The organism is Desulfosoma sp. (assembly GCA_037481875.1).
GTDB lineage: Bacteria > Desulfobacterota > Syntrophobacteria > Syntrophobacterales > DSM-9756 > Desulfosoma.
Map to the genome: position 1 here is coordinate 1 of JBBFKY010000013.1, position 25,818 is coordinate 25,818.

22 protein-coding genes are annotated in these 25,818 nt (G+C 53.6%); 12 read left to right on the top strand and 10 right to left on the bottom strand.

The features are described from left to right. Nucleotides 1-157: 157 nt before the first annotated feature. Together WHS46_13715 and WHS46_13720 are read right to left on the bottom strand one after the other, a co-directional pair. Nucleotides 158-2,221, bottom strand: a complete 2,064-nt coding sequence (locus WHS46_13715; GenBank protein MEJ5349732.1) for a PAS domain S-box protein — start codon at nt 2,219-2,221, stop codon at nt 158-160. Beyond that, the gene (locus WHS46_13720) at nt 2,191-2,430 is read right to left on the bottom strand and encodes a hypothetical protein (protein ID MEJ5349733.1); all 240 of its coding nucleotides are present in this window, start codon (nt 2,428-2,430) and stop codon (nt 2,191-2,193) included. The genes WHS46_13715 and WHS46_13720 overlap by 31 nt, the downstream gene beginning before the upstream one ends. A 160-nt stretch (nt 2,431-2,590) precedes the next feature. Between WHS46_13720 and WHS46_13725 the strand changes: the two genes are divergently transcribed. Beyond that, nucleotides 2,591-3,646 carry a TIGR00730 family Rossman fold protein gene (locus tag WHS46_13725; GenBank protein ID MEJ5349734.1) on the top strand — a complete coding sequence of 352 codons (1,056 nt, stop codon included), beginning with the start codon at nt 2,591-2,593 and terminating at the stop codon, nt 3,644-3,646. A 403-nt stretch (nt 3,647-4,049) separates the two neighbouring features. Here WHS46_13725 and WHS46_13730 read toward each other — a convergent pair whose 3' ends face one another. Then, nucleotides 4,050-4,850: a molybdopterin-binding protein gene (locus tag WHS46_13730; protein ID MEJ5349735.1), complete on the bottom strand. Its 801-nt coding sequence runs from the start codon at nt 4,848-4,850 to the stop codon at nt 4,050-4,052. A gap of 170 nt (nt 4,851-5,020) precedes the next feature. Between WHS46_13730 and WHS46_13735 the strand changes: the two genes are divergently transcribed. Then, complete coding sequence (locus tag WHS46_13735) at nt 5,021-5,563, top strand: hypothetical protein (protein MEJ5349736.1); 543 nt, start codon at nt 5,021-5,023, stop codon at nt 5,561-5,563. 23 nt (nt 5,564-5,586) lie between these two features. Here the strand turns inward: WHS46_13735 and WHS46_13740 are convergent, their stop codons facing one another. The 5 genes from WHS46_13740 to WHS46_13760 all read right to left on the bottom strand — a co-directional run bounded on the left by WHS46_13740 (nt 5,587) and on the right by WHS46_13760 (nt 10,893). Then, on the bottom strand, nt 5,587-6,462 hold the full coding sequence (locus WHS46_13740) for a PfkB family carbohydrate kinase (protein ID MEJ5349737.1): 876 nt from the start codon (nt 6,460-6,462) through the stop codon (nt 5,587-5,589). Nucleotides 6,463-6,601: 139 nt separating this feature from the next. Next, nucleotides 6,602-7,372 (bottom strand): amino acid ABC transporter ATP-binding protein, encoded by a 771-nt coding sequence (locus tag WHS46_13745; GenBank protein ID MEJ5349738.1) that lies wholly within the window; start codon nt 7,370-7,372, stop codon nt 6,602-6,604. A gap of 32 nt (nt 7,373-7,404) precedes the next feature. After that, nucleotides 7,405-8,517 carry an amino acid ABC transporter permease gene (locus WHS46_13750; GenBank protein ID MEJ5349739.1) on the bottom strand — a complete coding sequence of 371 codons (1,113 nt, stop codon included), beginning with the start codon at nt 8,515-8,517 and terminating at the stop codon, nt 7,405-7,407. Then, nucleotides 8,514-9,629, bottom strand: coding sequence for an amino acid ABC transporter permease (locus WHS46_13755; protein MEJ5349740.1), 1,116 nt, complete (start codon nt 9,627-9,629; stop codon nt 8,514-8,516). The genes WHS46_13750 and WHS46_13755 overlap by 4 nt, the downstream gene beginning before the upstream one ends. Nucleotides 9,630-9,879: 250 nt before the next feature. Next, nucleotides 9,880-10,893, bottom strand: coding sequence for an amino acid ABC transporter substrate-binding protein (locus WHS46_13760; protein ID MEJ5349741.1), 1,014 nt, complete (start codon nt 10,891-10,893; stop codon nt 9,880-9,882). Between the two features lie 395 nt (nt 10,894-11,288). Here WHS46_13760 and WHS46_13765 point away from each other — a divergent pair, with 395 nt between their 5' ends. From WHS46_13765 to WHS46_13805, 9 genes are all read left to right on the top strand, one after another. Beyond that, entirely contained in the window at nt 11,289-12,398 is a 1,110-nt protein-coding gene (locus tag WHS46_13765; GenBank protein ID MEJ5349742.1) for a 2-oxoacid:acceptor oxidoreductase subunit alpha, read from the top strand. After that, a complete protein-coding gene (locus WHS46_13770; protein ID MEJ5349743.1) occupies nt 12,382-13,701 on the top strand; it encodes a thiamine pyrophosphate-dependent enzyme in 1,320 nt (439 codons plus the stop codon). The genes WHS46_13765 and WHS46_13770 overlap by 17 nt, the downstream gene beginning before the upstream one ends. A 251-nt stretch (nt 13,702-13,952) precedes the next feature. Further along, nucleotides 13,953-15,245, top strand: coding sequence for a TolC family protein (locus WHS46_13775; protein MEJ5349744.1), 1,293 nt, complete (start codon nt 13,953-13,955; stop codon nt 15,243-15,245). 6 nt (nt 15,246-15,251) lie between these two features. Next, nucleotides 15,252-16,484 carry an efflux RND transporter periplasmic adaptor subunit gene (locus WHS46_13780; protein ID MEJ5349745.1) on the top strand — a complete coding sequence of 411 codons (1,233 nt, stop codon included), beginning with the start codon at nt 15,252-15,254 and terminating at the stop codon, nt 16,482-16,484. Nucleotides 16,485-16,929: 445 nt separating this feature from the next. Next, complete coding sequence (locus tag WHS46_13785; GenBank protein ID MEJ5349746.1) at nt 16,930-17,619, top strand: ABC transporter ATP-binding protein; 690 nt, start codon at nt 16,930-16,932, stop codon at nt 17,617-17,619. A gap of 57 nt (nt 17,620-17,676) precedes the next feature. Then, nucleotides 17,677-18,897, top strand: coding sequence for an ABC transporter permease (locus WHS46_13790; protein MEJ5349747.1), 1,221 nt, complete (start codon nt 17,677-17,679; stop codon nt 18,895-18,897). 3 nt (nt 18,898-18,900) lie between these two features. Continuing rightward, complete coding sequence (locus WHS46_13795) at nt 18,901-20,139, top strand: ABC transporter permease (protein MEJ5349748.1); 1,239 nt, start codon at nt 18,901-18,903, stop codon at nt 20,137-20,139. 11 nt (nt 20,140-20,150) lie between these two features. Then, nucleotides 20,151-21,191, top strand: coding sequence for a formylglycine-generating enzyme family protein (locus WHS46_13800; protein ID MEJ5349749.1), 1,041 nt, complete (start codon nt 20,151-20,153; stop codon nt 21,189-21,191). 112 nt (nt 21,192-21,303) lie between these two features. Continuing rightward, on the top strand, nt 21,304-22,605 hold the full coding sequence (locus WHS46_13805; protein ID MEJ5349750.1) for a M48 family metalloprotease: 1,302 nt from the start codon (nt 21,304-21,306) through the stop codon (nt 22,603-22,605). Here WHS46_13805 and WHS46_13810 read toward each other — a convergent pair. Beyond that, entirely contained in the window at nt 22,602-23,753 is a 1,152-nt protein-coding gene (locus tag WHS46_13810) for an aminotransferase class V-fold PLP-dependent enzyme (GenBank protein MEJ5349751.1), read from the bottom strand. The genes WHS46_13805 and WHS46_13810 overlap by 4 nt on opposite strands. A gap of 651 nt (nt 23,754-24,404) precedes the next feature. On the opposite strand from WHS46_13810, the gene WHS46_13815 reads away from it, so the two are divergent. Beyond that, complete coding sequence (locus WHS46_13815; GenBank protein MEJ5349752.1) at nt 24,405-24,977, top strand: hypothetical protein; 573 nt, start codon at nt 24,405-24,407, stop codon at nt 24,975-24,977. 373 nt (nt 24,978-25,350) lie between these two features. Here WHS46_13815 and WHS46_13820 read toward each other — a convergent pair whose 3' ends face one another. Next, nucleotides 25,351-25,773 carry a hypothetical protein gene (locus WHS46_13820; protein ID MEJ5349753.1) on the bottom strand — a complete coding sequence of 141 codons (423 nt, stop codon included), beginning with the start codon at nt 25,771-25,773 and terminating at the stop codon, nt 25,351-25,353. Nucleotides 25,774-25,818 lie beyond the last annotated feature (45 nt).

The following is a 25,818-nucleotide window of genomic DNA, read 5'->3' on the forward strand; positions in this document are numbered from 1 at the left end:
GGGACCGCGCGAACGCAAGCTCTTTGATATGGCTGACCGCCGCGCTTTGGACTAACAGGATAAACGAAAGGTCTCAAGCTCGGTTTGAGGCTCGCAGGGGCGAAGCGGTGCTTCGTCCCTGCTTTAATGGCCATGGAGGCACTGGTGTAGCCAGTCCTTAGACAGCGACCTGTGGGGATGGCTTTACCGGAAGGTAGATTTCAAAAGCCGTCCCGATACCGGGAATGGAACTCGCCAGAATCCGGCCTTGATGGCTCTCCACAATCCCATAGACGATGGATAGTCCTAGACCTGTGCCTTTGCTGAAGGACTTGGTAGTAAAAAAAGGTTCAAAAATTTTTCTCAGAGTTTCTTGATCCATGCCCATACCGGTATCGGCCACGGTGAGCACGGCGTAAGTGCCTGGCTTAAGCCTAGCGCTGGGCATATCGCTTTCATGATGAAATGTTTTTTGTTCCAGAAAAATGGAAAGAGTCCCGCCTTGCGGCATGGCGTCTCGGGCATTGGCCACCAAATTAAGGAGCACGCGTTCCATCTGAATGGGATCCGCCTTGACCCAAACGGGATTCGACGGCAGGATCAGCCGAAAATCAATGTGAAGCGGCAGGGTTGAGGCTAAGGTTTCTTCGAGAGTTTTTAACTTCTTCGTGAGATCGAGGATTTCAAAAGCCGGGGCGTGATCTCGACTAAAATCCAAAAGCTTTTGTACAAGATCTTTGGCTTTCAGCGCCGCCGTGGTGATAGCGTCCAGGTGCCGTTTGAGAGGGCTGGTCTCATCCACCAAACGGATAAGGATGTCCCCATGGCCGAGGATGGGTGCCAGGAAATTGTTAAAATCGTGGGCGATGCTTCCGGCCAATCGTCCCAGAGATTCCATCTTTTGAGCGTGCCGCAGTTGTTCCTGTAACTTTTCTTTTTCTTCCTGTGCCCGCAGCCTTTCGGAAATATCTCGGGCCATCATAAAGAGGACGGATTCCCCTTTGAGTTCAAAAGGTTTCGCGCTGATTTCCACGGGAACTGTGGTGCCGAGTCGGGTCCGCAAATGTCCTTCCACGAGGCACACGGATCGTAACTCCAATTGAGCGGAGCATCGGTCCACGAAATCTTTGCCTTCCGAGGCGTCGATCATGGCATCCCAGAGAGATCCCCGCAGTTCTTCTCGCGCATAGCCGAGAAGGGTCGAAGCGGCTCGATTAGCGTCCAAAATACGGCGGTCTCTTACCCGCACCACAAAAAGAGCATCACCGGCCAATTCAAAAAGCGTGGCATACTGTTTGGTGGACTCCGCCAGTTCTTGGCGAGCCTCGTTACGGCCAATGGCGTTTCCCAGATGCGTCGCCGTGGTTTCCAAAAAAATTCTCGTTTCCTGTGGAATTTCGTCCATGGTACGGGATGCCACGGCTAGGCATCCTACCACGCGCCCTTCGAACTGAATGGGCACCATGGCGATGGTTTTAAGGCTTTCCTGAATTTTCAGGGTGGATCTCGGAACCGCCCACGGTTCGTCAGGCATGGACACAGGGGTTCCTGCAAGAACCGGTTTCATATTGGGAGAATCGACGGAAAAGGATCCAACAGCCTTGACAAGGGCTTCGGATAATCCCTGGTGGCAGACCAGCTCCAGCATGTTCTTTTGGGAATCCAGAAGATAAATGCCGCCGCAATCCATAGATACAGTCTTGAGGATGCTGTCTAGCACCAGGGGCAGGTGCTCATCCAACTGCGTCATGGTGGCAAGAAAGGCGGCGATCCATCTTTGAAAAGTTTCCCGGCGTTCGCTTTCCTTGATCCGTGTGATGTCTGTATGTGTTCCGATCATGCGCAGGGCTTTGCCCGAATCATCCCGTTCCACAGCCATGCCTCGGCCCAGGATCCATTTCCAGGTCCCGGATTTGGTGCGCATGCGAAATTCTACAGCGAACTGGGCTACCTCATTGTTGATGCAACGCTGATTTTCCCAAAGGGCGCGTTGTCGATCTTCCGGGTGAATGCGATCCAACCATTCGGCCACGTTGCCGCTGAATTCCTCAGGTTCGAAACCAAGCATGCGGGTGTAAGCCGGATTGTAATGGACTCGGTCGGTGCGTAGGTCCCAATCCCAGATGCCGTCTGAAGTGGCGTCCATGACAAGACGGTATCGTGTTTCGCTTTCTTGAAGGGCTTCGTAAAGCTCCTGAACTTCGTGTTTTCTTAAAGAAGCCTTCTTAAGCTTGCAGCACATGGGATAGCCTTTCTTTTGGAGACTTGTGTGAGTCCAGACGGTCTACCGTCACAAAACACTCCGAGCCCCACAACGGCCTTGGTGGCACCGTGGCGACTGAGCTGGGCCGATGGCGGATTTTCCGAAACACAACGCAAAGCTTTCACAACGGCGCTTTTTCCCGTATTGTTGGGGCCGGTAAGCACCGTCACGCCGGAATGCAGTTCCAAAACAGTCTTTTATGGGTCATGAAATTTTGTAAAACCGGCCGATGAATCATGGATTCCCTCAACGAATGGAATGCTTGAAGGACAGCCTTTGCGCTCCCAGACGGGATCAAGAGGTTGACGCCAGTGCCTCCAATCACTCAAACAGAAAGGATACCTTTTCATGGTAGAAACGCAACGGGTAAGACGTCCCCTCTCGTTTAACGAACCCAACGAACATATCGATCCGCTTATTGCAGAACTTATGGATCGAGCGGAGGGCATTCAACACAGAGACTTGGTTCGAGAGATGATTCTTGCGGCCCTCAAGGCGGGACAGGAAAGCCGCTCCGTGTTGGATCTCAAGCTCATGAACACCACCCTCAAGGAAATGCGTTTTACGGCCAAGGTCTTTGGCCCATACAAACACAAAAGAAAGGTGACCGTTTTTGGTTCCGCACGAACGACCCCTGAGGATGCTGTCTACGCCATGGCCCGTAATCTTGGGAGAGCCCTCGCGGAATCTGGGTTCATGGTCATTACCGGCGGAGGGCCTGGAATTATGCAGGCGGCCAACGAAGGTGCGGGCCCTGAGAATTCTTTCGGGGTCAACATTCGATTACCTTTTGAACAGGCTATCAATCCGGTGGTGCACCAAACGCCGAGATCCATTACCTACAAGTATTTTTTCAACCGCAAGGTGGCTTTTTTGAAGGCAGCCGACGCCGTGGTCTTGTTTCCAGGAGGATTCGGTACTCTGGACGAGGCCATGGAAACTTTGACATTGCTCCAGACGGGAAAGCATAACCCTGTGCCTTTGGTGCTTGTAGAACCCCCGGAAGATACCTACTGGGTGCGTTTCATGCAGTTTCTAAAAGACGAGCTGCTGTCTCGACGTCTCATTTCACCAAGCGATTTTCACCTTTTTCGGCGCATTCCTTCCGTGGAAGGAGCCGTTGCCGAGATTCGTCAATTTTATCGACGCTATCATAGTCTGCGCTATGTGAAGGACAGTCTTATTTTGCGTCTGTCCGAACCATTGCCGGCTGGTAGCGAGGATTTGTTGCATAAAGATTTTCAGGACATTTTGAAACCCGGCGGTACCATTCGCTTGGGACCTCCCCATGAAGAGGAAAAAGACGAACCTGACTGTGGCAGTTTAACTTACCTTTATGTGGACTTTAACCGCAGGGATTTCGGTCGACTGCGACAACTCATCGATGCCATCAACAGGCTCTAAAACCGGTCTCTTACCACTCTGCTTCAGTCCCGAAAAAGAAGACCCGCTTATATAAAGAGCGTCACAAGCCCTGGGAGCGAGGGCGTCCTAGGCACTAGAACCGGGCGGGAAGAACACCCTCTGGGGAAAACAAACGATTTCAAGATGGGCACGGCACGTTGTGCCCATCGGCAAAAAACGGCGGCTTTCCTGCCGCCGATGCAGGATCCCCTTGGCCGGCCCCCTCAGGGGTGACGTGACGCGTCGCCTCTACGGATTGTGCGAGCGGGACGCCCACGCTCCTAGGAAGAGACAGAGTTTCAAGCTTGTAGGAGCGAAGCGGCGCCTCGCCCCTCCATTAAAATGACACGAGATGCCATAGGTATTGTGAGTTGTCGCACAGGGTTTTAGCCTTGGACCAGGATCATGGGGCCTTACCGTTAACTGCGCATTGCGGAGAGGACGTCACGGATTTGATGACGGGGTAAGAACGCTCGAGGTTCTTTAAAAAATCTTCCGCGGCAGCCCAGTCTTGTGGGGTGGCGTTGAAATGCCGGCAACGGACGGTGACTGTGGCCCCTTGAGAACTTAAGCTGGGATAGAGGCCGATCTGCACCTTGGGGTATTCCAAAGCGAATCGCTCCACCTCCTCGGCAATCACTCCTTCCGAAACACCGAGTGTCAGCTCGAGCACCTGATTTTCTAAGGAGACGGGCGGGCCAAAGAGGCGCTTCAAGGTTTCTTGGGCCATAGGGTGAAGCATTTCGGGAAATCCCGGAAACGCATAAACGGCATCCACCGAAAATCCGGGTGCACCGATGGGATTGTCAATAAGTTTCGCGCCTTCCGGAAGCCAGGCCATTCGTTGACGCTGGTCCGTAAATTTGCGACCGTACCGGCGCGCAAGCCTTTGAAAGCATTCTTCATGGCGCACCAAAGGTCGGCCCAAACCCAAGGCGATCCCTTGTCGGGTTCGATCATCATGGGTGCCTCCGATGCCCCCTGAAACAAAAACGGGCCGATAGCCTTGATGGACCAGGATTGCCAGATGATCCCCGATGACCCTCTCATCGTCAGGAAGGACCATGGCCACTACGGCGGGATGACCGAAACTGACGAAGGTACGAAGCAACCAAGTCAGGTTGTCGTTGGGTCTTTCCCCGTAAAGCACTTCCTGACCCACGGTCACCACTGCAGGTTTCCAGACCTTGTCCATTTTTTCCATAAAATTTATCTCCACACCATTCTTTTTCAACTGAGAGTTTGCCCTCGCGGCAATGACAGCCCCTAAGCTAGGGCACCATAAAAAATCTTTAAAGTTTTTTCCAGCCGCTGCCGATGCCCTAGAGGAAAAGCGCAAAAAGGTTTAGCTTCTTGACTGAGGAGGGAAAAAACATGGAAAAGCAGCCAAGGTTGTCAAGGGTTTTGCCGGTCGGATTGATCATGCTTTTGTGTTCGTTTATGGGATTTTCAGATACGTTCGGCGCCGATTACAAACAATGCGTTGTGCTGGACATTCAAAAACCTTCCAACAAAGTTGAGGTAGATAACGCGACTAGAGTTTTTCTCGATTCCGGGATGCATTTTTTTAACACCAATGACAACTTTAATGTGAGTGTCACAAATAAATGCAAAGACCCTGGAGATCTTTATGTGACGGTTCTGGTTCCTCCTGAGAGTGGATCGAATTTTACGCGCTACTATCATGAGCTTGATGATACGTCCGGACCTCTTCCGCGTATGGCATTAACCACGAACAAAGAGAAGCTTGCTGAGGATTTTCCTAAAGGGTCGAGCGTCCTGTGGTCTTTTGTGGTCACTAAAGATCTCAAATTCCAAGGCCCGTTGGTTTTTGAAGCTTATCTCGTTAGAGATAATGCCACCATTGGTTTTGATTCACGAACAGTTTACCTAAATTTCGACATTACAAAACATTGAAAGATATCCAATTTAAGACATTCCTATTTTGAAGGGATACCGGCTCGGCCGCCGAGGTGTTGCGCCACCTGGGCGGCCGCCCAAGAGGCCCATCGAAACCTTTGAGCAATGGGCCAGCCTTCCAGAAGTCCGTAGACATAAGCGCCGTGAAAAACGTCCCCGCATCCGGTGCTATCCACGGCTTTGACGGGGTAAGCTTCTTGAAAGCTTATGATCCCCTGGCTGCAGTAGACACTGCCTCGGGCCCCCAAAGTGACGGCGCACACCTGCGGCCCGAGGGCGGCTAATCGTCTGCAGGCGCCTTCAGGATCTTCCCTGCCCATGAGACTCTTGGCGAAGGTTTCCGAGGCGATGAAATGATCGTTCCAGCGGGCTAAATCCAGCATGCCGTCCCGAAGGGACCCTGCGTCTACAACCACGGGAACATTCCAGTTTTTCGCTTTTTGCGCTGCGGCCAGAGCGGCTTCCACAAAGAGGCCGTCAGTGAGGAGGACTCGGGATCGACGTAACCGATCCCATGGGATTTCGTCGGGCTCAAGGGGCTTTCCCGTCGGACGTCGCCAAAAGATTGTGCGCCGACCCGTGCCGGGTTCCGCGGCAATGAAAGCGAATTGGGATGCTTCTCCCTTGCGCACGCGCATACCGTCCAGATCCACCCCTTCAGTTCTCAAGGACTCCATAATGGCCGATCCAAAAGGATCATCCCCCACAACACCGCAAAAGAGACAACGTTTTCCCCAGCGTCTGAGTGCCACCAAGGCCGTGGCCACGGGGCCGCCTCCCTGAACGGTCAGATCCCGAAATTCACATTTGGTGTCGGGTTCGGGAAACTGATCGATAAGACCCAGATAGTCCAAGGAACATTGCCCAAGGCCGAACACATCCCATGAGTTTTCCACGGTTGTTTCCATCGGTTCTATCATGGCTTTTGAATTCTCATGATACAAATCGCACACTGGGAAAGATACTCCTTAAAGTTTTTTCGCAACCCAACGGGATTCAGGGTTTTTACACCGGCAAGACGGTTCATGAGCAATTTCAGTGCAGAATTTGGCTTAGGAAAAGACGGGTGCGTTCATGCTTGGGATTGGAAAAGAATTCGTCGGGGCTGTTTTCTTCCACCACGCGCCCGCCGTCCATGAACAAAACCCGGTGAGCCACGCTTCGAGCAAATCCCATCTCATGGGTGACCACCAGCATCGTCATGCCTTCTTGAGCCAGCTCAATCATGACGTCCAAAACTTCTTTGATCATTTCAGGATCCAAGGCCGAAGTGGGTTCGTCAAAGAGCATGATTTTGGGATTCATGCATAGGCTGCGAGCGATGGCCACGCGTTGCTGCTGCCCTCCTGAAAGTTGTCCCGGAAACTTACGGGCCTGATCAGCGATATGCACCTTTTCCAGGTAATACATGGCGGTTTCCTCCGCCTGCTTGCGCGGCACTTTGCGCACCCAGATAGGGCCTAGGGTGAGGTTGTCCAGGACGGTAAGGTGCGGAAAAAGATTGAAATGCTGAAAGACCATGCCCACTTCTGACCGAATTTTTTCAATGTTTTTAATGTTATGGGTGAGTTCAACACCGTCCACGATGATGCGCCCTCTTTGATGTTCTTCCAACCGGTTGATACATCGAATAAGGGTTGATTTTCCCGATCCCGACGGGCCGCAGATCACGATCCGTTCTTTGGCATGTACCTTGAGGTTGATCCCGCGAAGGACATGGAATTCGCCGAACCATTTGTGGACATCGATCATTTCCACCATGGGAGTGGGCTCGGAAGGGGATTGTGGAGTGTCTGCTTTAAGCATGGCTGAGAAATCCTCTTCTAGGGAGCAAAGATCTAATGTTCCGTGGCAAGCTGTCTTTCCAGCCGGCGGCTGTAATGAGACATGGAAAAACAACCGGTGAAGTAAAGAATTGCCAGAAACAAATAGGCTTCACGGCTGAACCCCATCCATTCCGGATTAGATAACACGGTTTGCGTGGTTTTGAGCACGTCGTAGAGTGCGATGATGACCACCAGGGAAGTATCCTTAAAGGCTGAAATAAGGATGCTCACGGTGGGTGGAATCACGATTTTCAAAGCCTGAGGCAGGACCACAAGGCGCATGGTGAGATAGTAGTTGAGTCCCAGGGATTCGGCCGCTTCATATTGGCCTTTGGGAATGGCCTGAAGACCTCCTCGAACCACTTCGGCGATATAGGCTGCCGTAAAGAGAATTATAGCCGCTTGGGCCCTTAGAATTTTGTTGATGGTGACACCGGCCGGAAGAAACAGAGGGAAGATGATGGAAGCCATAAAGAGCAGACTGATAAGCGGGACACCGCGAATGAGTTCGATGTACACCACGCAAAGCAATTTCACGGCGGGCAAGCGGGATTGGCGTCCCAAGGCCAAAAGAACACCAAGAGGATAGGCCGCTGTCAGACCGAAGACGGCGAGAAGCAGTGTTAAGGGCAGTCCACCCCATTGAGTGCTTTCCACGGGTGAAAGCCCCAAAATGCCTCCGGCCATCAAGGTGCCCATGGCGGCCAATCCCACAATCCATGCATAGGCCAAAGTCTTGGTCCAAAATCTTCGGTGCCGTGAAAAAAAGAGAAGCCCAAGCAATAAAACCATGGCCACAGTAGGCCGCCATTGTTGTTCATAGGGATAGAATCCGAAGAGAATGAATCGAATGTTTTGACTGATCACGGACCAGCAAGCCCCTTGGGATTGTCGGCACAGGTTTGAAGGCGTGTTCCATACTGCGTCCACAAAAGCCCATCGAAGAAGGGGGGGCACCGTTTTCCACAGGAAGAACAGAGTCAGGCAGGTCAAAACGGTATTCAAAGGGGTATTGAAAAGATTCTTTCGCAGCCATCCCAGCCGCCCGACCGTCGTCACCGGCGGTTTCACTTCTTCCGAGTTCGTGAAATGGCGTGACGAAGGGGTGGTCTCGAAATCGCTCATCGTTCCACCAATTTCGTTTTTTTATTGTACCAGTTCATAAAGGCCGACGTGGACAAGCTGAAGAAAAGATAGACCGCCATGATCAAGGCGACCCCTTCAATGGATTGCCCCGTTTGGTTGATGGTCGTGTTGGCCACGGAAACAAAATCCGGGTAACCGATGGCCACGGCCAGAGAACTGTTCTTGGTCAAATTAAGCATCTGGCTTGTGAGCGGAGGAATGATGACTCGAAGGGCCTGCGGCAGAATCACCAGCCGAAGCACCTGAGCCGGCCTTAATCCAAGAGACATGGCGGCTTCGCGCTGACCTTTTCCCACGGCTTGAATGCCTGCGCGAACGATTTCCGCCACAAAGGCCGCCGTGTAGAGGACTAAACCCAACAAAAGGGCCGAAAATTCCGGACTGAGAGTTGTGCCGCCGACAAAGTTAAATCCCTGAAGTTCCGGAAGGGCAACGGCCCGAGGACTGCCGAAAGCCCACCATGTTCCAAGAGGGGTTAACAGGATGAGCGCCAAGGAGACACGAAAAACGGGAAAAGGGCGCCCTGTGCGGTCCTGACGGCGTCGAGCCCAAGCTCGTAGCAGCCAAGAAGCCAGGATGGCTCCCATGGTTGCAAGGATCATCCACCGCCATGCCGGATGCGGGTCCAAGGCCGGCACGATGAGACCTCGATTGCATAGATAGACCCCAGTCAGAGGGTTCAGGGCTTGTCGGGGTCCTGGAAGCATCTCGTAAAAGAGCGCGTACCAAAAGAAAAGTTGCAGAAGCACGGGAATGTCCTGCATGACTTCAATGTAGACAGCCGCAAGGCGCGCGATGAGCCAGTTGGAAGAAAGGCGAGCGATGCCGATGAATGTCCCGAGAATCACGGTAAGAGCGATGCCGATGGCGGCCACCTTCACCGTGTTCAAAGCTCCTACCAAAAGGGCTCGAGCATAAGTGTTCGCAGCACTGTAGGGAATCAGGGATTCACCGATTTCAAAGGCGGCTTCTTTTTTGAGAAAACCAAAACCCGAAGCGATGTTTTGCCGGTGCAAATTAGCCACCGTGTTGGTGATCAAATACCAAGCCAGGAGAGCGACGGCTCCAAGGACCAGCACCTGAAAAAGCACGGCACGGATCCTTGGATCGAGCCAGAAAGGTTCCTTGGCATGGGGCATGTGAGAGGGTATCGACGAAGAGGAACGCAATCAAAGCCTCCGTCACGTGTCTTTAAGGCAGGGGAGTAGACCCCATGGAGTCCAGAGTCGATGAGGGATGAGATACGACCGCCTTCAACACTTAGGATATTCGAAACCTTAACAGGCACCGTGACCACCTTCATGCCACGGTGCCTTTCGTGCGGTTTTCATGCCCTTGATTTTAGCGGAAAGGAGCGGCGTACATGAGCCCGCCTTGGGTCCAGAGGGCGTTCAAGCCTCGTTCCATGGCCAAAGGTGTGTTGGGTCCCACGTTTCGCTCAAAGATTTCCCCGTAATTCCCCACTTGTTTGACGATATGATAGGCCCATTTGTCATCCAGGCCTAAGGCGGCGCCAAGTCCTGGAGTCACCCCCAGAAACCTTTGAATTTCCGGATCGGGGCTTTTGAGCATTTCATCCACGTTTTTGGACGTAATTCCGAATTCTTCCGCCTGAATAAGAGCCATGACGGTCCAATTGACGATGTCGAACCATTGGTCATCCCCGTGTCGAACCACAGGAGCCAGAGGTTCCTTGGAAATGACTTCCGGCAGAATAATATAATCCTGAGGGTTAGGGGCGACGGCACGGTGTCCGGCCAGCTGGGACACATCCGACGTGAGACAATCACATCGTCCCGAAAAGAACGCCTTGTTCAATTCGGCATTTTGTTCGATGACCACGGGTTTCCATGGCAGGTTGTTTTTTCTGAAAAAGTCCGCTGCGTTCAGCTCGGTGGTCGTCCCCGGAAGGACGCACACGGTGGCGCCCTTTAGTTCTTTGGCGCTTTTGACACCCAATTTTTTGGGAACCATGAACCCTTGACCGTCGTAGAAATTAACATGAGCAAAATTCAATCCATTGGTGGTTTCGCGAAGCAGGGTTTGCGTTGTGTTGCGGCATAGCACGTCCACTTCCTTGGATTGCAGGGCGGGAAGCCGCTGCACGGCTGTCAAGGGCACAAACTTAATTTTGGTGGCATCGCCGAAAATGGCGGCGGCGATAGCTCGAGCCGTATCCACATCGAGGCCTTTCCATTCGCCTTTTTCGTCGGGCATGCTAAAGCCGAACACCTGGCCGTTCACCCCGACGGTCAGGTATCCTCTGGCCTTAACTTCATCCAAAGTTCCCGCGAAGGCGCTTAAGGCCGACACCAGAATCCATGCCATGACAAGAAACCCCTTGACCGTCTTCATAACGCAATCCTCCTTGTTTGAACGTTTCCCTGAAAGAAGAACATCCCTGCCAACGATCCCATACCAAGGACATCTGTCCATGCACGGCGTTCCGCGCGGATTGGGTGTTTGAAAAAATGAAAAAACATGTCGGCTGCGCCTGGTATTCGAGGGCCCGGGTACGTGGACAAGGCAAGGAGGGTGCGAGAAGGTAGCTCTGGGCCCAAGACTTCTTATACTTCGGCAAGGGTTAAGGGCTCAATGTTTTTTCACACCGGATTCATGGAATCCTTTCAAGGCTGTGTGGTATAAGCCTCTGTGGCGAAAACAATCGGCTGTGTTTCTGGAGGACCGATCAAGGTGTTGTGGAACCATGACAAGACTTTTGGGGGCGACGCCATATGGGCTTGACGTTCATGGACGGTAATGAGGCTGTGGTGCAAGGAGCAATCTATGCCGGCTGCCGCTTTTTTGCGGGTTATCCCATCACACCGGCGACCACTATTCTTTCAGAGATGTTGAAAAAATTGCCGCCTCTTGGCGGCATCGTCTTTCAAGGCGAAGACGAAATGGCATCCATTGGGGCGTGCCTGGGAGCTTCCATGGCAGGACTCAAGGCCATGACGGCCACCTCAGGACCCGGTCTCAGCCTTTACAGCGAAAATATTTCCTTTGCCATAGGAAGCGAGATCCCTTTGGTGATCGTCAATGTCATGCGTCAGGGACCTTCTACGGGGGCAGCCACACGTGGTGCCGACGGGGATGTGCAGTTTATGCGCTGGGGACATTCCGGCGGACTGCCTGTGGTGGTGCTTGCAGCCACGTGCCCTGCCGATTGTTTCACTTTGACCGTCCATGCTTTTAATCTGGCCGAACGCTTGCGTTGTCCGGTGTTTGTCGCTTCCAGCAAAGAGATTGCCATGACTCGAGAAACCGTGGCTATGGAAGATGTGGAAAAGCCTGAGGTTCTGCATCGAAAAAGACACACCGAAGGCCCCTATGTCCCTTTTGCGCCGGGACCGGACGGCGTGCCGTCCTTTCTTCCCATAGGCGGATCCGTACCCGTTCGGCAAACCTCTTCCATGCATGGCCCGGACGGCTATATCACCAACAGCCCAGCGCTCATGCAATCCCTTGTGGAACGCCTCAAGCACAAGGTGGAATCCCAGATCGACACCTTTTCCTTCTTTGAACTGGACACTCAAGCCGACGCCCGCACGCTCTTGATAACCTACGGTATCACGGCTCGATCGGCCCGTGCAGCCGTCTTCCGACTTCGGGCTCAAGGGCGTCGTGTGAGCCTGTTGGTGCTCAAGACCCTTTGGCCGGTTCCCGAAAAGATTCTAAGCTCGGCCGCCGAACCGGCTCAGCGGGTGCTGATGGTGGAAGCGAACCTGGGTCAATATGTTCATGAAGTGCGCCGCGTTCTGTGTCCCAAGCCTGTTCTCTTTTTCGGGCTTATGTGCGGCCGTATGATTTCCCCTGAAGAAATTGTTTGGGAGGTGATTCGTGCCGAGTCTTCTTAATCCGTCGCGTCCTCCGGTCTTTTGTCCCGGCTGTTCCCATGAACGAAGCCTTCATGCCCTAGACAAAGCTTTTCAGGAACTGAATCTCAAGCCTCATGAAGTGGTGATCGTTAGCGATATCGGCTGCTCTGGGCTATTTGATGTTTTTTTCGGCACCCATGCTTTTCACGGACTGCACGGCCGAGCGCTCACCTATGCTGCCGGCATCAAGCTGGCTCAGCCGCGAGCCATGGTGGTGGTGGTCATGGGGGACGGAGGTCTTGGAATCGGGGGGGCTCACGTGCTGGCCTCCTGTCGTCGGAATTTGGATCTGACTCTGCTTGTTTTGAACAATTTCAACTTCGGCATGACAGGTGGACAATATTCCTGCACCACGCCTCAGGAAGCGCGAGTCGCCTCGGCCTTTCTCAATAACCTCGAACGTCCCTTCGACCTGTGTCGCACGGTGGCTGCGGCGGGAGCCCCTTTTGTCGTCCGCCGTTCCGTGTACAGTGACGATCTTTCCAAGAAACTCTCGGAAGCTTTGCGGTACCCCGGATTTGCCGTCGTGGACATCTGGGGCCTCTGCCCAGGCCGATACCTGAAAACCAATCCACTATCCCCCAAGGATGTGGATGCCATGGTGGAAAAAGCGGGGTTTTGGAACGGTATGGTGACCGACAATGAAAGGCCGGAATACGGATCCGCTTACGCGAAACACCTAGGAGACAGGGAAGCCACATGGAATTGGACGGGCATCGAAGCGCACCTTCGAGCGAACCTTCGCGCACGGCACGGCACCATTTTTTTGGGAGCCGCCGGAGAACGCGTGCTTTCCGCAGCCCATCTGTGGGCCATGACGGCTGTTCGCGCCGGTCTTCACGTCACCCAAAAAAGCGATTACAACATCACGGTCATGAGAGGGCCTTCCATTGCAGAGGTGCTTTTGTCCGCCGCTCCTATCGATTATCCGGGCATTGAAGAACCCGACGTGGTGGTGGCTCTGGCCCGAGAAGGTGTGGAGCGCATGCCTGACATGTGGGCCCGTCTGACGGAACGGACTCTGGTCATCCAAGGGGAGGATGTTCCCGTGCCGGACCATGCAGCCCGAAAGATTGTTGTTGATTTTAAAAAGATGGGGATTTCAAGAAAAAATCGAGCCATGGCTTCCCTGGGATTACTGGCCCGTTTATCGGGAATTTTCTCCATCGAAGCCCTGGTTCAGGCGGCGGAGGCCACTTTGACTTTGTCCCAGCGGGATGCCTCGGTGCTTTTACTTCGCCAAGGTTTCGAATTCCGGGCAACCTTCGAGGAGTCTGTATGAAAACGGCCTTTTCTCAGGGAGCGCGGGCTTTTCGGACGCACAAGAAGCTCCTTGCTCGCTCACGCTGCCGGGAAAACTTTCGCACGTCTTCCTTGCCTGGCAATCTTCGACGCGTTTTTCCCAAGACGGATTTTTCCTTGGAAGCGCGGACGTTTCGACCGCAGCATAAGCGTGTCGAAGACCCGCGCTTCCAGGAAGTCCATCGCCTTTTTTTATTTTCGAGCGAACCTTTAAAGGGTTCTTGCACACGGATGCATCAGGGAAATGTTTTAGCTAAGCTATTTAAATACTTATTTATCATCGTTGGGGTGTGTTTGTTTTCAAGTTCCGGCGCCGTGGCCTTGACCCTGGAAGATGCCCTGAAGCAAGCCTTGGCGACACACCCTCAAGTCAAAGCCGCCGAACAGGATCTGCAGGCCAGAAAAGCCCTGGAACGTTCCAGCCTTTCTCCCTACGCCCCATCGTTGGATCTTACGGGGTCGACGTCTCAGGTTTCCAGGGGAGGTTCGGAGGATCGTCGAGATCAATCGTCGCTGGGAGCGGAATACATCCTTTTTGACGGAGGGAGTCGGTTTTCGGAACGATCCGCAGCCAAGATTCAGTTGGCTCAAGCGGAAGAAGCCCTGCGTGCCGCTCAATTAAATGTCATTCGAGACGTCTCGGAAGCCTTTTTTCTCGTGCTGGCAAGGACACGTATTGTGGCAGAACGGGCGTTACAAGTGGAAGACGCCCGCAAGGACTTGGAAATCGCCGAAGGACGGTATCGTTTGGGTGTTGCCATGAAATCCGATGTTCTGCAGGCTTCGGTGCGGTATGAAGAATCCCTTTTTGAAAAAAACAGCGCTGAAGGGGACTTGTCGACAGCACGCGCCACCTTGTGGTCTCTAGTGGGTCGACCTTTGGATGCCGCGGAAGAAGCGGTGGGCGGACTGCAGTATCTCGGGACGTTGAAGGAACGCGAAGAGCTTTTGGCTCTTACGGAAAAACTGCGCCCCGAAGTGCGTCTGGCGCAACTGGCCGTGGCTTTGGCCAAATCGCAGGAACAGAAAACCTTTTCTCCTTTCTGGCCTCAACTAAAAGCCGAGGCGAGCTATATCAGCAACGACGGCACGGGCCTTTACGCTCAGGTGGACGACGAGAAACGTGTGGGATTCACGGCTTCGTGGAACCTTTTTCGCCTGGACAAGTACTACAACCGAAAAGCCGCCTCGGCCCAACTCAGAGCAGCTCAGGACCGCCTTTCCGAGGCGTTGCGTGAAGGGCTTCTGGAATGCCACAGCCGCTATGATCGAGCACTTACGTCTCGGCGTAACGTGGATTTGGCCCGATCGGTGCTCGTGCAAGCCGAACACAATTATCGTCAGGCTTTGGGGGAATACCGGGTCGGTAAGGGGGATGTGTTGTCCCTGGTACGGGCTGAAAGTGCTTTAGGGGCGGCTCGAGTCCGGCTTCAGGAAGCTTTGGGCCAATGGAACGTGAGCTTGGTGAATTTACAGCGGGCCGTGGGTTTGGAACGATTGGATGAGCTCATGAAAGCGGAGTGACGGAACGTGAAAAAAGGGATTGTGGTTTTGGTCATCCTTGGGCTCGTGGCGGCGGGTGTTTTGGGATATCGAAAATGGAAGGCGCCGTCGGCGGTGCAGGTTCTGGAAACGACTGCGGTGGAAAGGGCTACCATTCGTGAGATATTGGTGGCTACAGGGATGATCAAATCGCGAGTCGGCGCTCTTATCAAGGTGGGATCTCGAGCCACGGGCCTCATTGAAGAAATGCGTGTGCGGGTCGGGGATAGAGTCCACAAGGGTGACCTCATTGCACGCATCGACGATCGGGAAATCCAAAAAACCTTGGCCCTCGATCGTGCTTCTCTGGAGGCGGCTCGAAATACCTTAAAAGAAGTGCAGACCGTGTACCCGCAAAGGATTCGAGAGGCGGAGGCTCGGTTTCGTCTGGCTGAGATCAATCTGCGTCGTGAAAAAGCCTTGATTCAAGAGGACTATACGACACGTGACGCGGTGGATCGAGCCCAGTCGGAACACGATGCGGCCCGAGCCGTGCTGGAAAGATTACGTCGAGAATGGGAAACCCAGCTGGCTGTTGCCGAAGCGAAACTGAAAGAGGCCGAAGCGAAACTGAAACAGGATGAGATTCGTCTGAGCTACACGCGGATCTATGCTCCCATTGACGGAGTTGTGACGGAAGTGGCGGCCCAGCAAGGGGAAACCATCGTCACAGGGTTGCAGACGGCCAACCTGGTGGTCATTATGGATCCCACACAATTGGAAATGCAGATCTACGTGGATGAAACGGATATCGGGCGCGTCCGTTTGAATCAGATGGTGGAATATTCCGTAGACACTTACCCGGATCGCACATTTTTTGGGACGATCACGGATATTTACCATCAGCCCGTGATTCGAGAAAATATTGTCTATTACCTTGCTATCGTCAAAATCAGCCCGGAAGACGCCGCCGTCTTGAGGCCCGAAATGACCACCTATTGCCGTATTGTGCTTAGCGAAAAAACCAATGCTTTGTCTGTGCCAAACTCGGCCATCAAGTTTGAAGCCGGCCGCCAGGTGGTCTACGTCCTTGTCGAAGGTCAAGAAACCCCGCAAAAGGTCCCGGTCGGCGTCGGGATACGCGGGGAAAACCGGACCGAAATTGTTTCGGGTTTGAGCGAAGGACAGCTCGTCGCTACCAAAATAATTCTGCCTCAGGCTCAAGGCGGCCACGGTGCCGGGCCAGGCTCCGGCTCCGGTGCAGGTGCCGGAAGACACTAGCAGCTTGTTCAGGAGGGAATGTCTCCTAGGGAGCGCGGGCGTCTCACGTGAACAAATGCGGGGTCGAAGGCTCGAGCTTTCCGGGAAACAGAGGTTTTGCGACCTAGGCGTACGGCGCGCCGTGCCCCTGCAAACCTGAAGAAGGCTCATTCTGTGGAAGCACAGATCTTCGGCCCGCTTCTCAGCCAGGAGTGAGACCCTGCGCTTCCGGAAAAAGGGTGGCACGTGCCGTTGGACTGTTCGGAAGACCGAGGACTCCGAAGGTCTTCAGTTCTCGGTGTCATGGCGGGGATCCGTAAGGGCGAACCTATTGGCCTGCCGGAGGGTTCCACAGCCGATGAGCATTCAGAGCGTTAAGAGGGGTTTTGCGGCTTGGGCTTTCCTGGCTTTTGGGTTTGCTCACATGGGGCGTCCGTGAAGGCGAAGGGAATGACAAAGGGGTGGCATGAGCCTGTGTCAGCTTGAAAATGTTCGAAAAAGCTACCTGATGGGCGATGTCCGCGTGGATGTTCTTCGTGGAGTGAGCTTGACCATCGAACCCGGGGAGTTGACCGCTATCATGGGACCGTCAGGATCGGGTAAGACCACTCTCATGAATATCTTAGGCTGCTTGGATGTGCCTACCGAAGGCCGTTACGTCCTTTCCGGAAAAGATGTGACACACATGAGTGACGATGAATTGTCACGGATGCGCAGTGAACATATTGGCTTCATTTTTCAGAGCTTTCATCTTCTGCCCTATGCCACGGCCTTGGAAAATGTTCTTTTGCCCACACTCTACCTGGATCGTAAGTTGGACGGCCGGCGTCAACGGGCTATGGAACTGCTTTCCCTGGTGGGTTTACAGGATCGTGCCCAATTCAAACCCAATCAACTGTCCGGAGGCCAGCAACAAAGGGTAGCCATCGCTCGAGCCCTCATGAACTCCCCGCGGCTGCTTCTGGCGGACGAGCCGACGGGAGCCCTGGATTCGGCCACGGCCAAAGACATTATGGAACTTCTTGTGCACCTGAACACTCAAGGAACCACCATCGTGGTGGTCACCCATGACCCGGAAGTGGCTTCGTATACTCGAAGAATACTTCGCATGCGAGACGGCCTCATAGTGGAAGACAGTGCTCGAGGCCCTTCTTGACAGGAATCCCGCCGGGTCGAAACGAAGCCTTGCAAGATTCGAGAGGATAACTGAGGCATGAAGCGGTTCTGGCTTCAATGTGTCGATGCATGGCGGGCCGTGCGAGCCTATCGGCTTCGAGCGGTGTTCTGTTCTTTGAGTGTGGCTTTAGGTGTGGGAGCCATCACCATCATTGTGGCGGCCACGGAAGGTGCTTACAAAAGGGCTTACGATATGGTGGATCGGTTCGGTCCCGACGCTTTGCTCCTTTTTGGAGAAAGCGAGGAGGCGCGGGCCACTGGAAGAAGGGAACGCACGATCACCTTGGAAGATGTCGAAGCGTTGCGACAAGCTTTTCCCACGGCGTATCTGGTGGTACCCATGAGTTCTCGAGGCGATGTGATCGTCTCATATCTTAATCGAAAGCATCAGACACGTCTTGTAGGCACGACGTCAGGCTATAGTCTCAGCTGGTCGTGGCCTGTGACCGAGGGTCGGGACCTGACCGAGCAGGATGTCAAAGGCATGCGTAATGTGGCTTTGATCGGGAGAACCATTGTTCAGGAATTGTTCCCCGACGAGGACCCCATTGGGAAGTCCATTTTCGTTCGCCATTTGGCCGTGCAAGTGATCGGGGTTTTGGAAGAAAGGGGATCCACGGGGCCAGGACACAATCTAGACGACCGTATCGTCATGCCTATCACCACCTTGATGAAGAAAGTCATTAACGAAAAGGATCGGGTCCAGGCTGTGCGCATGAGATTTGTGAATCCAAAACGGATGGAGCATTTTGAAGCCGAAGTGCGTCAATTCATGAGAAAACGGCATCAGTTGCAAGAAGGTCAGCCGGACGATTTTCGCATCGTCTCTCCTAGGGAAATCGTCAAATTCCTTGTGGCTCTCACGGGATCTTTGGTTATCTTCATTGGAATCACGGGTCTTTTGTCCCTTGTGGTGGCGGGGTTTGTCCTTGCCAACCTTTTCTTGCTTTCGGTCAGTGAAAGGATTCCTGAGATCGGTATTCGACGTTCCGTGGGGGCGAGACGCCGGGATATTCTCTTTCAATTTCTTTCCGAAGCCGTCACCTTGACGCTGTTAGGCGGCCTTTTAGGCTTTGGCATCGGCGTGCTTGGCGGCCCTTTGTTGAAAACTGTTGCCGATTTTCCTATGTATTTTTCCTGGAAGGCTTTTGCCGTGGGCATGATCATGGCCACCTTGGTGGGTGTGATTTTCGGCCTACAGCCGGCTCGAAAGGCAGCCGCGGTGCCTCCTATCGAGGCGGTCCGTAAGGGATCATGAGGCATGAATTTTCGCCGTATTGCCCTTAACCTTCAGATAGCCCGCCGTTCTTTGGCCAATTTCAAGCTCCGCACCGTTCTGGCGGTTCTCGGTGTTTTTCTGGGCACTTTCTCCCTGGTGACGGTTTCCAGCCTTTCCCAGTCCATGAACCTCAAAACCCGTCAGGAAACCGCGGCTCTCGGAGAAAATCTTCTTATCGTGCAAAGCGGAACCGTGCGAACCTTTGGTATGCGCACGCGCCTCATTTCTCAGGCGAACACATTGACCCGGGAAGATGCGGAGGCCATTTTGAACGGGACGCAGTGGGTCGAAGCCGTGAGTCCTTCTTCGAGCAAGGCTTTCGTGGTGCGTGCCGACTCGAAAGTCCTCAAGGATGTCTTAATCACGGGGGTGACCCCGAACTATCCCACGGTTCGTCACTTCTACCCACGTCTCGGCCGGTTCGTTTCAGATGAGGATGAAAAATCCTCGGCCAAGGTGGTGGTGCTAGGGCATAAGGTGGCTTCCAAACTTTTTCCTGATGAAAACCCATTGGGCCGTATCGTTCTGATCCGCCGTGTGCCATGTCAGGTCATTGGCGTCATGGAAGAAAAAGGGGCCGACATATCGGGATTTGATCAAGACAACCAGATCTTTATGCCGCTCAAGACCTTCTTGCATCGCTTCGTCAACAAGACTTTCATCTCCACCATCTATGTGCGTGTGCTTCGAGAAGAAATGTTATCTGCAACCAAAAAGGAAATCGAAGATCTTTTGCGTGTGCGGCACAAGATCAGTTTCGGCAAGCGAGATGATTTCACCGTGGTGGACATGCGGGACGTGATGGCGCTCAAGAGTGAGGCCATGACCATGATTACTCTGTTGGGACGTATCGCCGCCGTGGTTTCCTTTAGCATTGGTGGCATGGGAATCCTTTCCATCATGATTCTCATTGTGAACGAACGTCGTTTGGAAATCGGGCTGCGTCGAGCCGTCGGGGCGAGACGCCGGGATATCGCCGTGCAGTTTCTGACCGAATCCTCGACCATCGCGCTTCTGGGCGGATTTTTCGGCATTCTTCTTGGTGTCCTTTGCAGCACTCTCCTCTTCACATGGTTGCATTACCCCGTGGCTACATCCTGGATGGGACTGGTAGGATCTTTTGTGGCCTCAGTAGCTGTAGGGATTGGGGCCGGCATTTATCCATCACGAAAAGCCTTAGCGATTCAGCCGGTGGATGTCATTCGATCTGAAGCGCGCTAGAGTGAAGAATCATGAAAAAACTTCTGACTCTTGCCCTTTTGATCATTTTCTGCAGTGTAACGGCATGGCGATTTTGGCCGGGATTCTCTGCTCCCCTGGAGGGTTTTGTCCAAAAGATGCTTTCGGCATGGTCCCCGGTGAAAAAAGCCGTCCTGCAAGGGACTTCCACGGCCTTTTCAGGAAAAAGGGAAACAACGGTCTCATCCAATGGAGAAGGCCGTCTCTGGGTGGAACCTGTGACGGGCATGACCTTTATTTGGATTCCTGAGGGATGTTTCCGCATGGGTAGTGAGGAATCGGAACAGGGAAGGGACCGGGATGAAGGACCGACTCATGAAGTTTGTTTGGACGGTTTTTGGATCGGCCAAAGGGAAGTGACTCGAGAAGAATTTCGTCGTTTCGTGGAGGCTTCGGGATACGTGACCGATGCCGAAAGGGAAGGTTATTCGTGGGTCTATACGGGCTCGTGGGAAAAGAGGGGCGGGTATTCCTGGAGACGCCCGGGGTTTTATCAGGATGATTCGCACCCGGTGGTCCATGTTTCTCTCCAGGACGCCTTGGCCATGGCCAAATGGCTGGAAGAAAAGGCGCAGGTTACTTTTGGATTGCCGACGGAAGCGCAGTGGGAATACGCCTGTCGATCCGGCCGTATGGAGGCCAGGTTTTGGGGAGAAGACTCTCATGCGGCCTGCTCCTACGCCAATGTGGCTGACAGGACGGCGGCTGAGGATTTTCCGTCCTGGGACGTGCATGGGTGTTCTGACGGTTTCGTGTTCACAGCACCGGCCGCCTCTTATCAACCCAATGCTTTTGGCTTGTACGATATGCTGGGAAATGTTTGGGAATGGTGTATGGACGGTTATGATCCAAACGCGTACCGAAAGCATGGGACGAAAAATCCGGCCGTGATGGATTCCAATGTGACGGCTCGCGTGATTCGGGGCGGCAGCTGGCACAGTCGGCCTGAGCATGTGCGCTGTGCCAAGCGCGATGCTCTCAGCCGCCCTGATCGTCGAAGTCAGGATCTGGGTTTTCGCCTCATTCGACAGTGATGCTTTGATGAATGAAAAGGTGCCTTTGAGGTCGTAAATTGTGAAGAATTCATAGGAAGAACTCTAGATCGTCGAAATCGGCTGCAGAAAAAGCCTCGAATAGGAGTGAACCGTGCCGATCCGGGTGGGTCTAAAACTTTTTCCGTGGGTGCTTGCCTTGCTCATGGTGGGATGTGCTGTCAACCCTGTCACGCAACAGAGCCAATTTTCGCTCATGAGCCCTCAGCAGGAAATGGCCATGGGCCAAGAGCTTTACCCTCTCTACACCCAAATGTCTTACGGCTTGTTTCAAGATCCCGTGCTGCAAGATTACGTGCAAACCGTTGGAAAACGCTTGGCGATCGTCAGTCATCGACCGAACATGCCGTATGAATTCAACGTGGTGAACGGATCCGAAATGAACGCCTATGCCCTGCCGGGCGGAAAGATCTCCATCACTCGAGGCATGGTGGCCAAATTGCAAAACGAAGCGCAACTGGCCGCCGTTTTGGGTCATGAAATCGGCCATGTGTCCGCTATGCATCATGCCACATTTTACACGCGCCAGACGGTCGCGGGTCTTGTAACGGGTATAGGGTCAACGATGTTACAAGCAGCCGGGGTGGCCGGAAGTGATTTGATTTCCCAAGCGGGTCTTTTAGCGGCCAATTTGGTTCTTATGAAATACAGCCGGGATCAGGAGCGCCAGGCGGACGAACTGGGCATGGAATACATGGTGCGAGCTCAATACAACCCTGCAGGCTATGTGCAGACCATGGCCATGCTCCAGGAAGAGGGAAAGAGACAGCCGTCGCTTCTGGAAAGTTTTTTTTCCAGCCATCCTTTGACATCGGAACGTATCATGGCTGCCAACCAAAGGCTGGAACAGTATGGTCCGAGTCTGCGAACTCCGGAAGCGCTGCGGCAAACCTCCTTTCAGGAACACACCCAGTACCTGCGAAGCGTGGCTCCGGCCTATGCCCTCATGGATGAAGCCAAAGAAACCTTGAGTCGAGGCAATGCATCTCGAGCCGTCTCTCTTCTCAGCCGTGCGACCAATGAGGCCCCCAAGGAAGCCCTTATTTGGGTGTCCCGTGCGGTGGCTGAAAAAACGGCGGGAAACACCCGAGCAGCCGTGAGCTCCGCCCGTCGATCCGTCGAGCTGTATCCCAATCTGTACCATGCTCGGTACGTGGCCGGAGTCGTTCTTTTTCATGATCAGAATTACCAGGAAAGTTTGCAGCACCTGAGTGAGGCCGATAAGATTGTTCCCAACCAGCCCTCGGTTCTTTTCTATATGGGAAGAAACTGGGAAGCCATGGGCCATAGGGATCGAGCGGCCCGCGCGTACTACACGGTCCTCAAAAAAGTGAAAAAAGGGCCCATGGCCCAATACTGCTACCAACGGCTGGTGGCTTGGGGGTATTTGCGCTAGAGGCTGTTGAGCACGGCCATGGCTTGATCGATTTCTTCGTCCGAGGTGCACCAATGAGGGGCCAGACGCAGGTAACCTGATCTCGCTGAGACGAAGACGCCGCGTAATGCCGCCTCTTTCATGATCTCTTCCGGCGATCGATGGCATATGAGAGATAGAATGGCTGACCGGTGTCGTTGATGGAAAACGAGGGGTGTGTATCGTTCGGCATCCAAGCTTTGAAGGATGCGGTCCTGAAGGCGAAAGATTTCCTTTTGAATGGTTTCAATACCGACCGGAAGAATGGCGGATTGCAAGCTTGCTGCAAGAGCCGCCGCCAGGATGGTGGGGGAAGTGCTGTATTCAAAACGACGGGCAGTGGTGTGAGGCTGCCACGTGTGGTTGAGATAATCATCGCCTTGAACCATAGCCTCGGCGCCCACCAGGACATCTCCTAGTTTTTGTCGAAATTCCGGGGAAGTATAAAAAAGCCCCGTGCCCGTAGGGCCGAAAAGCCATTTCCAACCGGAAGCGGCCAGAGCCGAAATATGGCATTGTGCGGGATCTATGACGAGGCTTCCCAGGCTTTGGGCGGCGTCCACCACAAGGTCGATGCCGCGTTCATGGCAATAGGTTCCCAGTTCATCCAGATCAGCGGCGTAGCCGCTGGTGAACTGCACATGGCTGATGGCGATCAGGCGTGTGCGAGGTGTGGTCAAACGGACCACATCTTCCATGGACCAACCGCACGGAAGGCTTCGCGTGGGTCGAAGCGCTGTGGGCCGGTTGGGCAGGAGCACCAGTCGAACGCCTCTTCTTTCCTGCAAACGCCAAGGGTAATGGTTTGCCGGGTATTCATGAATGTAGCTGAGAATTTCATCTCCTTCTCGAAAGGGGTAGCCGTGGGCGATCATCCCCATGGCTTCTGAAGTGTTTTTCACAAAGGCCACATTGTCAGGGCTTGTGCGCAGAAGTTCTGCGGCAGCTTTCCGCAGCTCCTCCCCAATGTTTCGATACGGTGCCAGGCCGAATCCGCCCCGATGCATCTGGGCGACGGAAACACGGGTCAGGGCCTCGAAAGCCGGCTGAGGTAGAGGAGAAATAGCGCAATGGGCGAGAAAGACACCTTCCTTCTTGACGGGAAAAAGGTCAGGGTTTGTCGGCATCATAGAGATTGTCCTTTCCGGGATGTGCCCGTGTGAGCCAAGTGAATGCATGGATTTGCAACCGTGATATCAGAACAAATTCCAGCACGCCTTGCTTTTTTTGTCCATGGTGGAAATGTATGAAAAAAACGCTTTTTCATCACCATCCCAGATTCCGGGGGTGGATCTTCAAATGATCTAGAAAAACCTTGCCGAAGCAAGCTGTCCGACAATGAGGGAAGGGACGGCTCCCGCGAAATGACACTTGGATGGGAGCCGCCTGGTGCGAAGCACTTGGAGTGACAATGAGGGAAGGGACGGCTCCCGTGAAATGACACAGCTCTTGCCCATCCAACAAAGGAGCGAGACTCCGGAAGTCCCACGAGCCTTTTCGAGAACAGATTCGTTCCTGAGAGTGCGGGCGTCCAGCCCGCACCATGAGCAGGTCAGAGGCGGTCGTCCGCAAGAAAATACCCGGTAGGAGCGAGGCGCGCCCTCGCCCTCCAAACTTGAAATGCCGTTAATGACCTTGGTATTGCGGGTTTTCGAACAGGTTCCGGGTTAAAAAAACCTTTTCTAAGAAACGATGAGGTGACAGCGTTGACCCTTGGGTTCACACTGGTTAGATGATTCTTGACTAGAGATTTTTCACATTCGAAGCCATAGGAGCAGGCTATGGATCGTTTCCTTAAAACTATGAGGTTTTCTTTAGTGTTTTTGGCGGTCTTGCTCGCTTTGGGATGCCGTCCCATCGCACAGCATGGGCCCTTGGTAACGGGCGTATCTACAGGCCCCAATGCCCCGAGGTTCGACGGTGTTTTTGCCGTGTCGTCCATGTGGTTTGGAAAAATTTGGGAAATTTTCGTGGCCGGTTCGGATCCTGACGGGGATATGGACTACATTTGGGCGGAAGTGTCCCAGCTTGGAGGCCATATGTGGGATCAGCACCTGATTCGCTTGAAAGGATCCAACCAAGCCCGGTTCAAAGGGGTGATCACCTTGCCTACACCATCTTTTCATTCCAGAACGATCTGGGAAACCTTGAGAGTAACGCTTCGGATTCGAGATCGGGCCGGGCATTACAGTGACCCCGTGGTGTTGGAAGTGGAGCTGGGAAAACCTACGCTGGAATCCATTCCTGACACATGGCTGGATGCGCGTCGAAACCGGCTGGGAGTCATTTTCTTTGACTTCGATCTGGACCGTGCGGAAGCCAAAGACTTTGAAACTAGGCTAAGAGATATGTAGAACGCCAAACACGCCTCAGGGCGAGTCCATAAGTTCACCCGTCAACACGTCCCTACCCGGGGGCGGACCGATGTGTCCGCCCCAAAAGCTCCGTTTGGGACTGACAAGCCCCTCTGCATAAGCCTTGAGCACCGTGTAGGGGCGGACCAGTGTATCCGTTCTTTTTCCACCCCTCAAATAACTCGCGGTGATGCGTAATTCCTTTTGGCATCAAATACCAAACTGTTCGTGCATACCTGCTGTGTGCCCCGGTAGGGGCAAACCGATGTGTCCGCCCCGAAGGAGCCGTTTGGGACTGATGAGCCCCTCTGCATAAACCCCGTGCACCTTGTAGGGGCGGAACGGTGTGTCCGCCCCAAGGTGCTGCGGCATTCTAGCCTGGAAATTTAATGGTCACGGTTTCTTCGGAATCGTCCTTTTCGTACTTGACCTTAAGTTCCAATCGACTGTCGCGAATGCCAAGTGCCAATGGAGATTTCCCTTTATCGCCTTCCAACCCCACCACGTGCTTTAAGATCTCCATGACTTTGGATCCAATATCCGGACCAGGTGACCGCAGAGGCGCTTCTCGATATTTGGCACTCACGGCGACGCTGCCGTCCGAATGGCGGGAAATCTTGATCTTTTCCGCACCGGCGGTCACACCATGGAGCACGGCCAAAGCGACCCATTTCAAGGCGGCTTCCTCTTTATCGGATTCATGGGGAACCTTTGCCATTTCCACGAGGGGATCTGTGGTGGCAAAACAATCGCAGAGTTCCTGCACCTTTTGGTGTAAATTTCTCTTGTCTTTCATGCTAGGACCTCCCTGTTCGAGTTTTCCCATAATCCATAATATTAA

Coding starts and splice junctions, on each gene's coding strand:
- WHS46_13785 (MEJ5349746.1), top strand. CDS start 16,930: ATGAGCCTGTGTCAGCTTGAAAATGTTCGAAAAAGCTACCTGATGGGC.
- WHS46_13715 (MEJ5349732.1), bottom strand. CDS start 2,221: ATGTGCTGCAAGCTTAAGAAGGCTTCTTTAAGAAAACACGAAGTTCAG.
- WHS46_13815 (MEJ5349752.1), top strand. CDS start 24,405: ATGGATCGTTTCCTTAAAACTATGAGGTTTTCTTTAGTGTTTTTGGCG.
- WHS46_13745 (MEJ5349738.1), bottom strand. CDS start 7,372: ATGCTTAAAGCAGACACTCCACAATCCCCTTCCGAGCCCACTCCCATG.
- WHS46_13725 (MEJ5349734.1), top strand. CDS start 2,591: ATGGTAGAAACGCAACGGGTAAGACGTCCCCTCTCGTTTAACGAACCC.
- WHS46_13795 (MEJ5349748.1), top strand. CDS start 18,901: ATGAATTTTCGCCGTATTGCCCTTAACCTTCAGATAGCCCGCCGTTCT.
- WHS46_13775 (MEJ5349744.1), top strand. CDS start 13,953: ATGCATCAGGGAAATGTTTTAGCTAAGCTATTTAAATACTTATTTATC.
- WHS46_13750 (MEJ5349739.1), bottom strand. CDS start 8,517: ATGAGCGATTTCGAGACCACCCCTTCGTCACGCCATTTCACGAACTCG.
- WHS46_13735 (MEJ5349736.1), top strand. CDS start 5,021: ATGGAAAAGCAGCCAAGGTTGTCAAGGGTTTTGCCGGTCGGATTGATC.
- WHS46_13760 (MEJ5349741.1), bottom strand. CDS start 10,893: ATGAAGACGGTCAAGGGGTTTCTTGTCATGGCATGGATTCTGGTGTCG.
- WHS46_13800 (MEJ5349749.1), top strand. CDS start 20,151: ATGAAAAAACTTCTGACTCTTGCCCTTTTGATCATTTTCTGCAGTGTA.
- WHS46_13730 (MEJ5349735.1), bottom strand. CDS start 4,850: ATGGAAAAAATGGACAAGGTCTGGAAACCTGCAGTGGTGACCGTGGGT.
- WHS46_13790 (MEJ5349747.1), top strand. CDS start 17,677: ATGAAGCGGTTCTGGCTTCAATGTGTCGATGCATGGCGGGCCGTGCGA.
- WHS46_13810 (MEJ5349751.1), bottom strand. CDS start 23,753: ATGATGCCGACAAACCCTGACCTTTTTCCCGTCAAGAAGGAAGGTGTC.
- WHS46_13765 (MEJ5349742.1), top strand. CDS start 11,289: ATGGACGGTAATGAGGCTGTGGTGCAAGGAGCAATCTATGCCGGCTGC.
- WHS46_13820 (MEJ5349753.1), bottom strand. CDS start 25,773: ATGAAAGACAAGAGAAATTTACACCAAAAGGTGCAGGAACTCTGCGAT.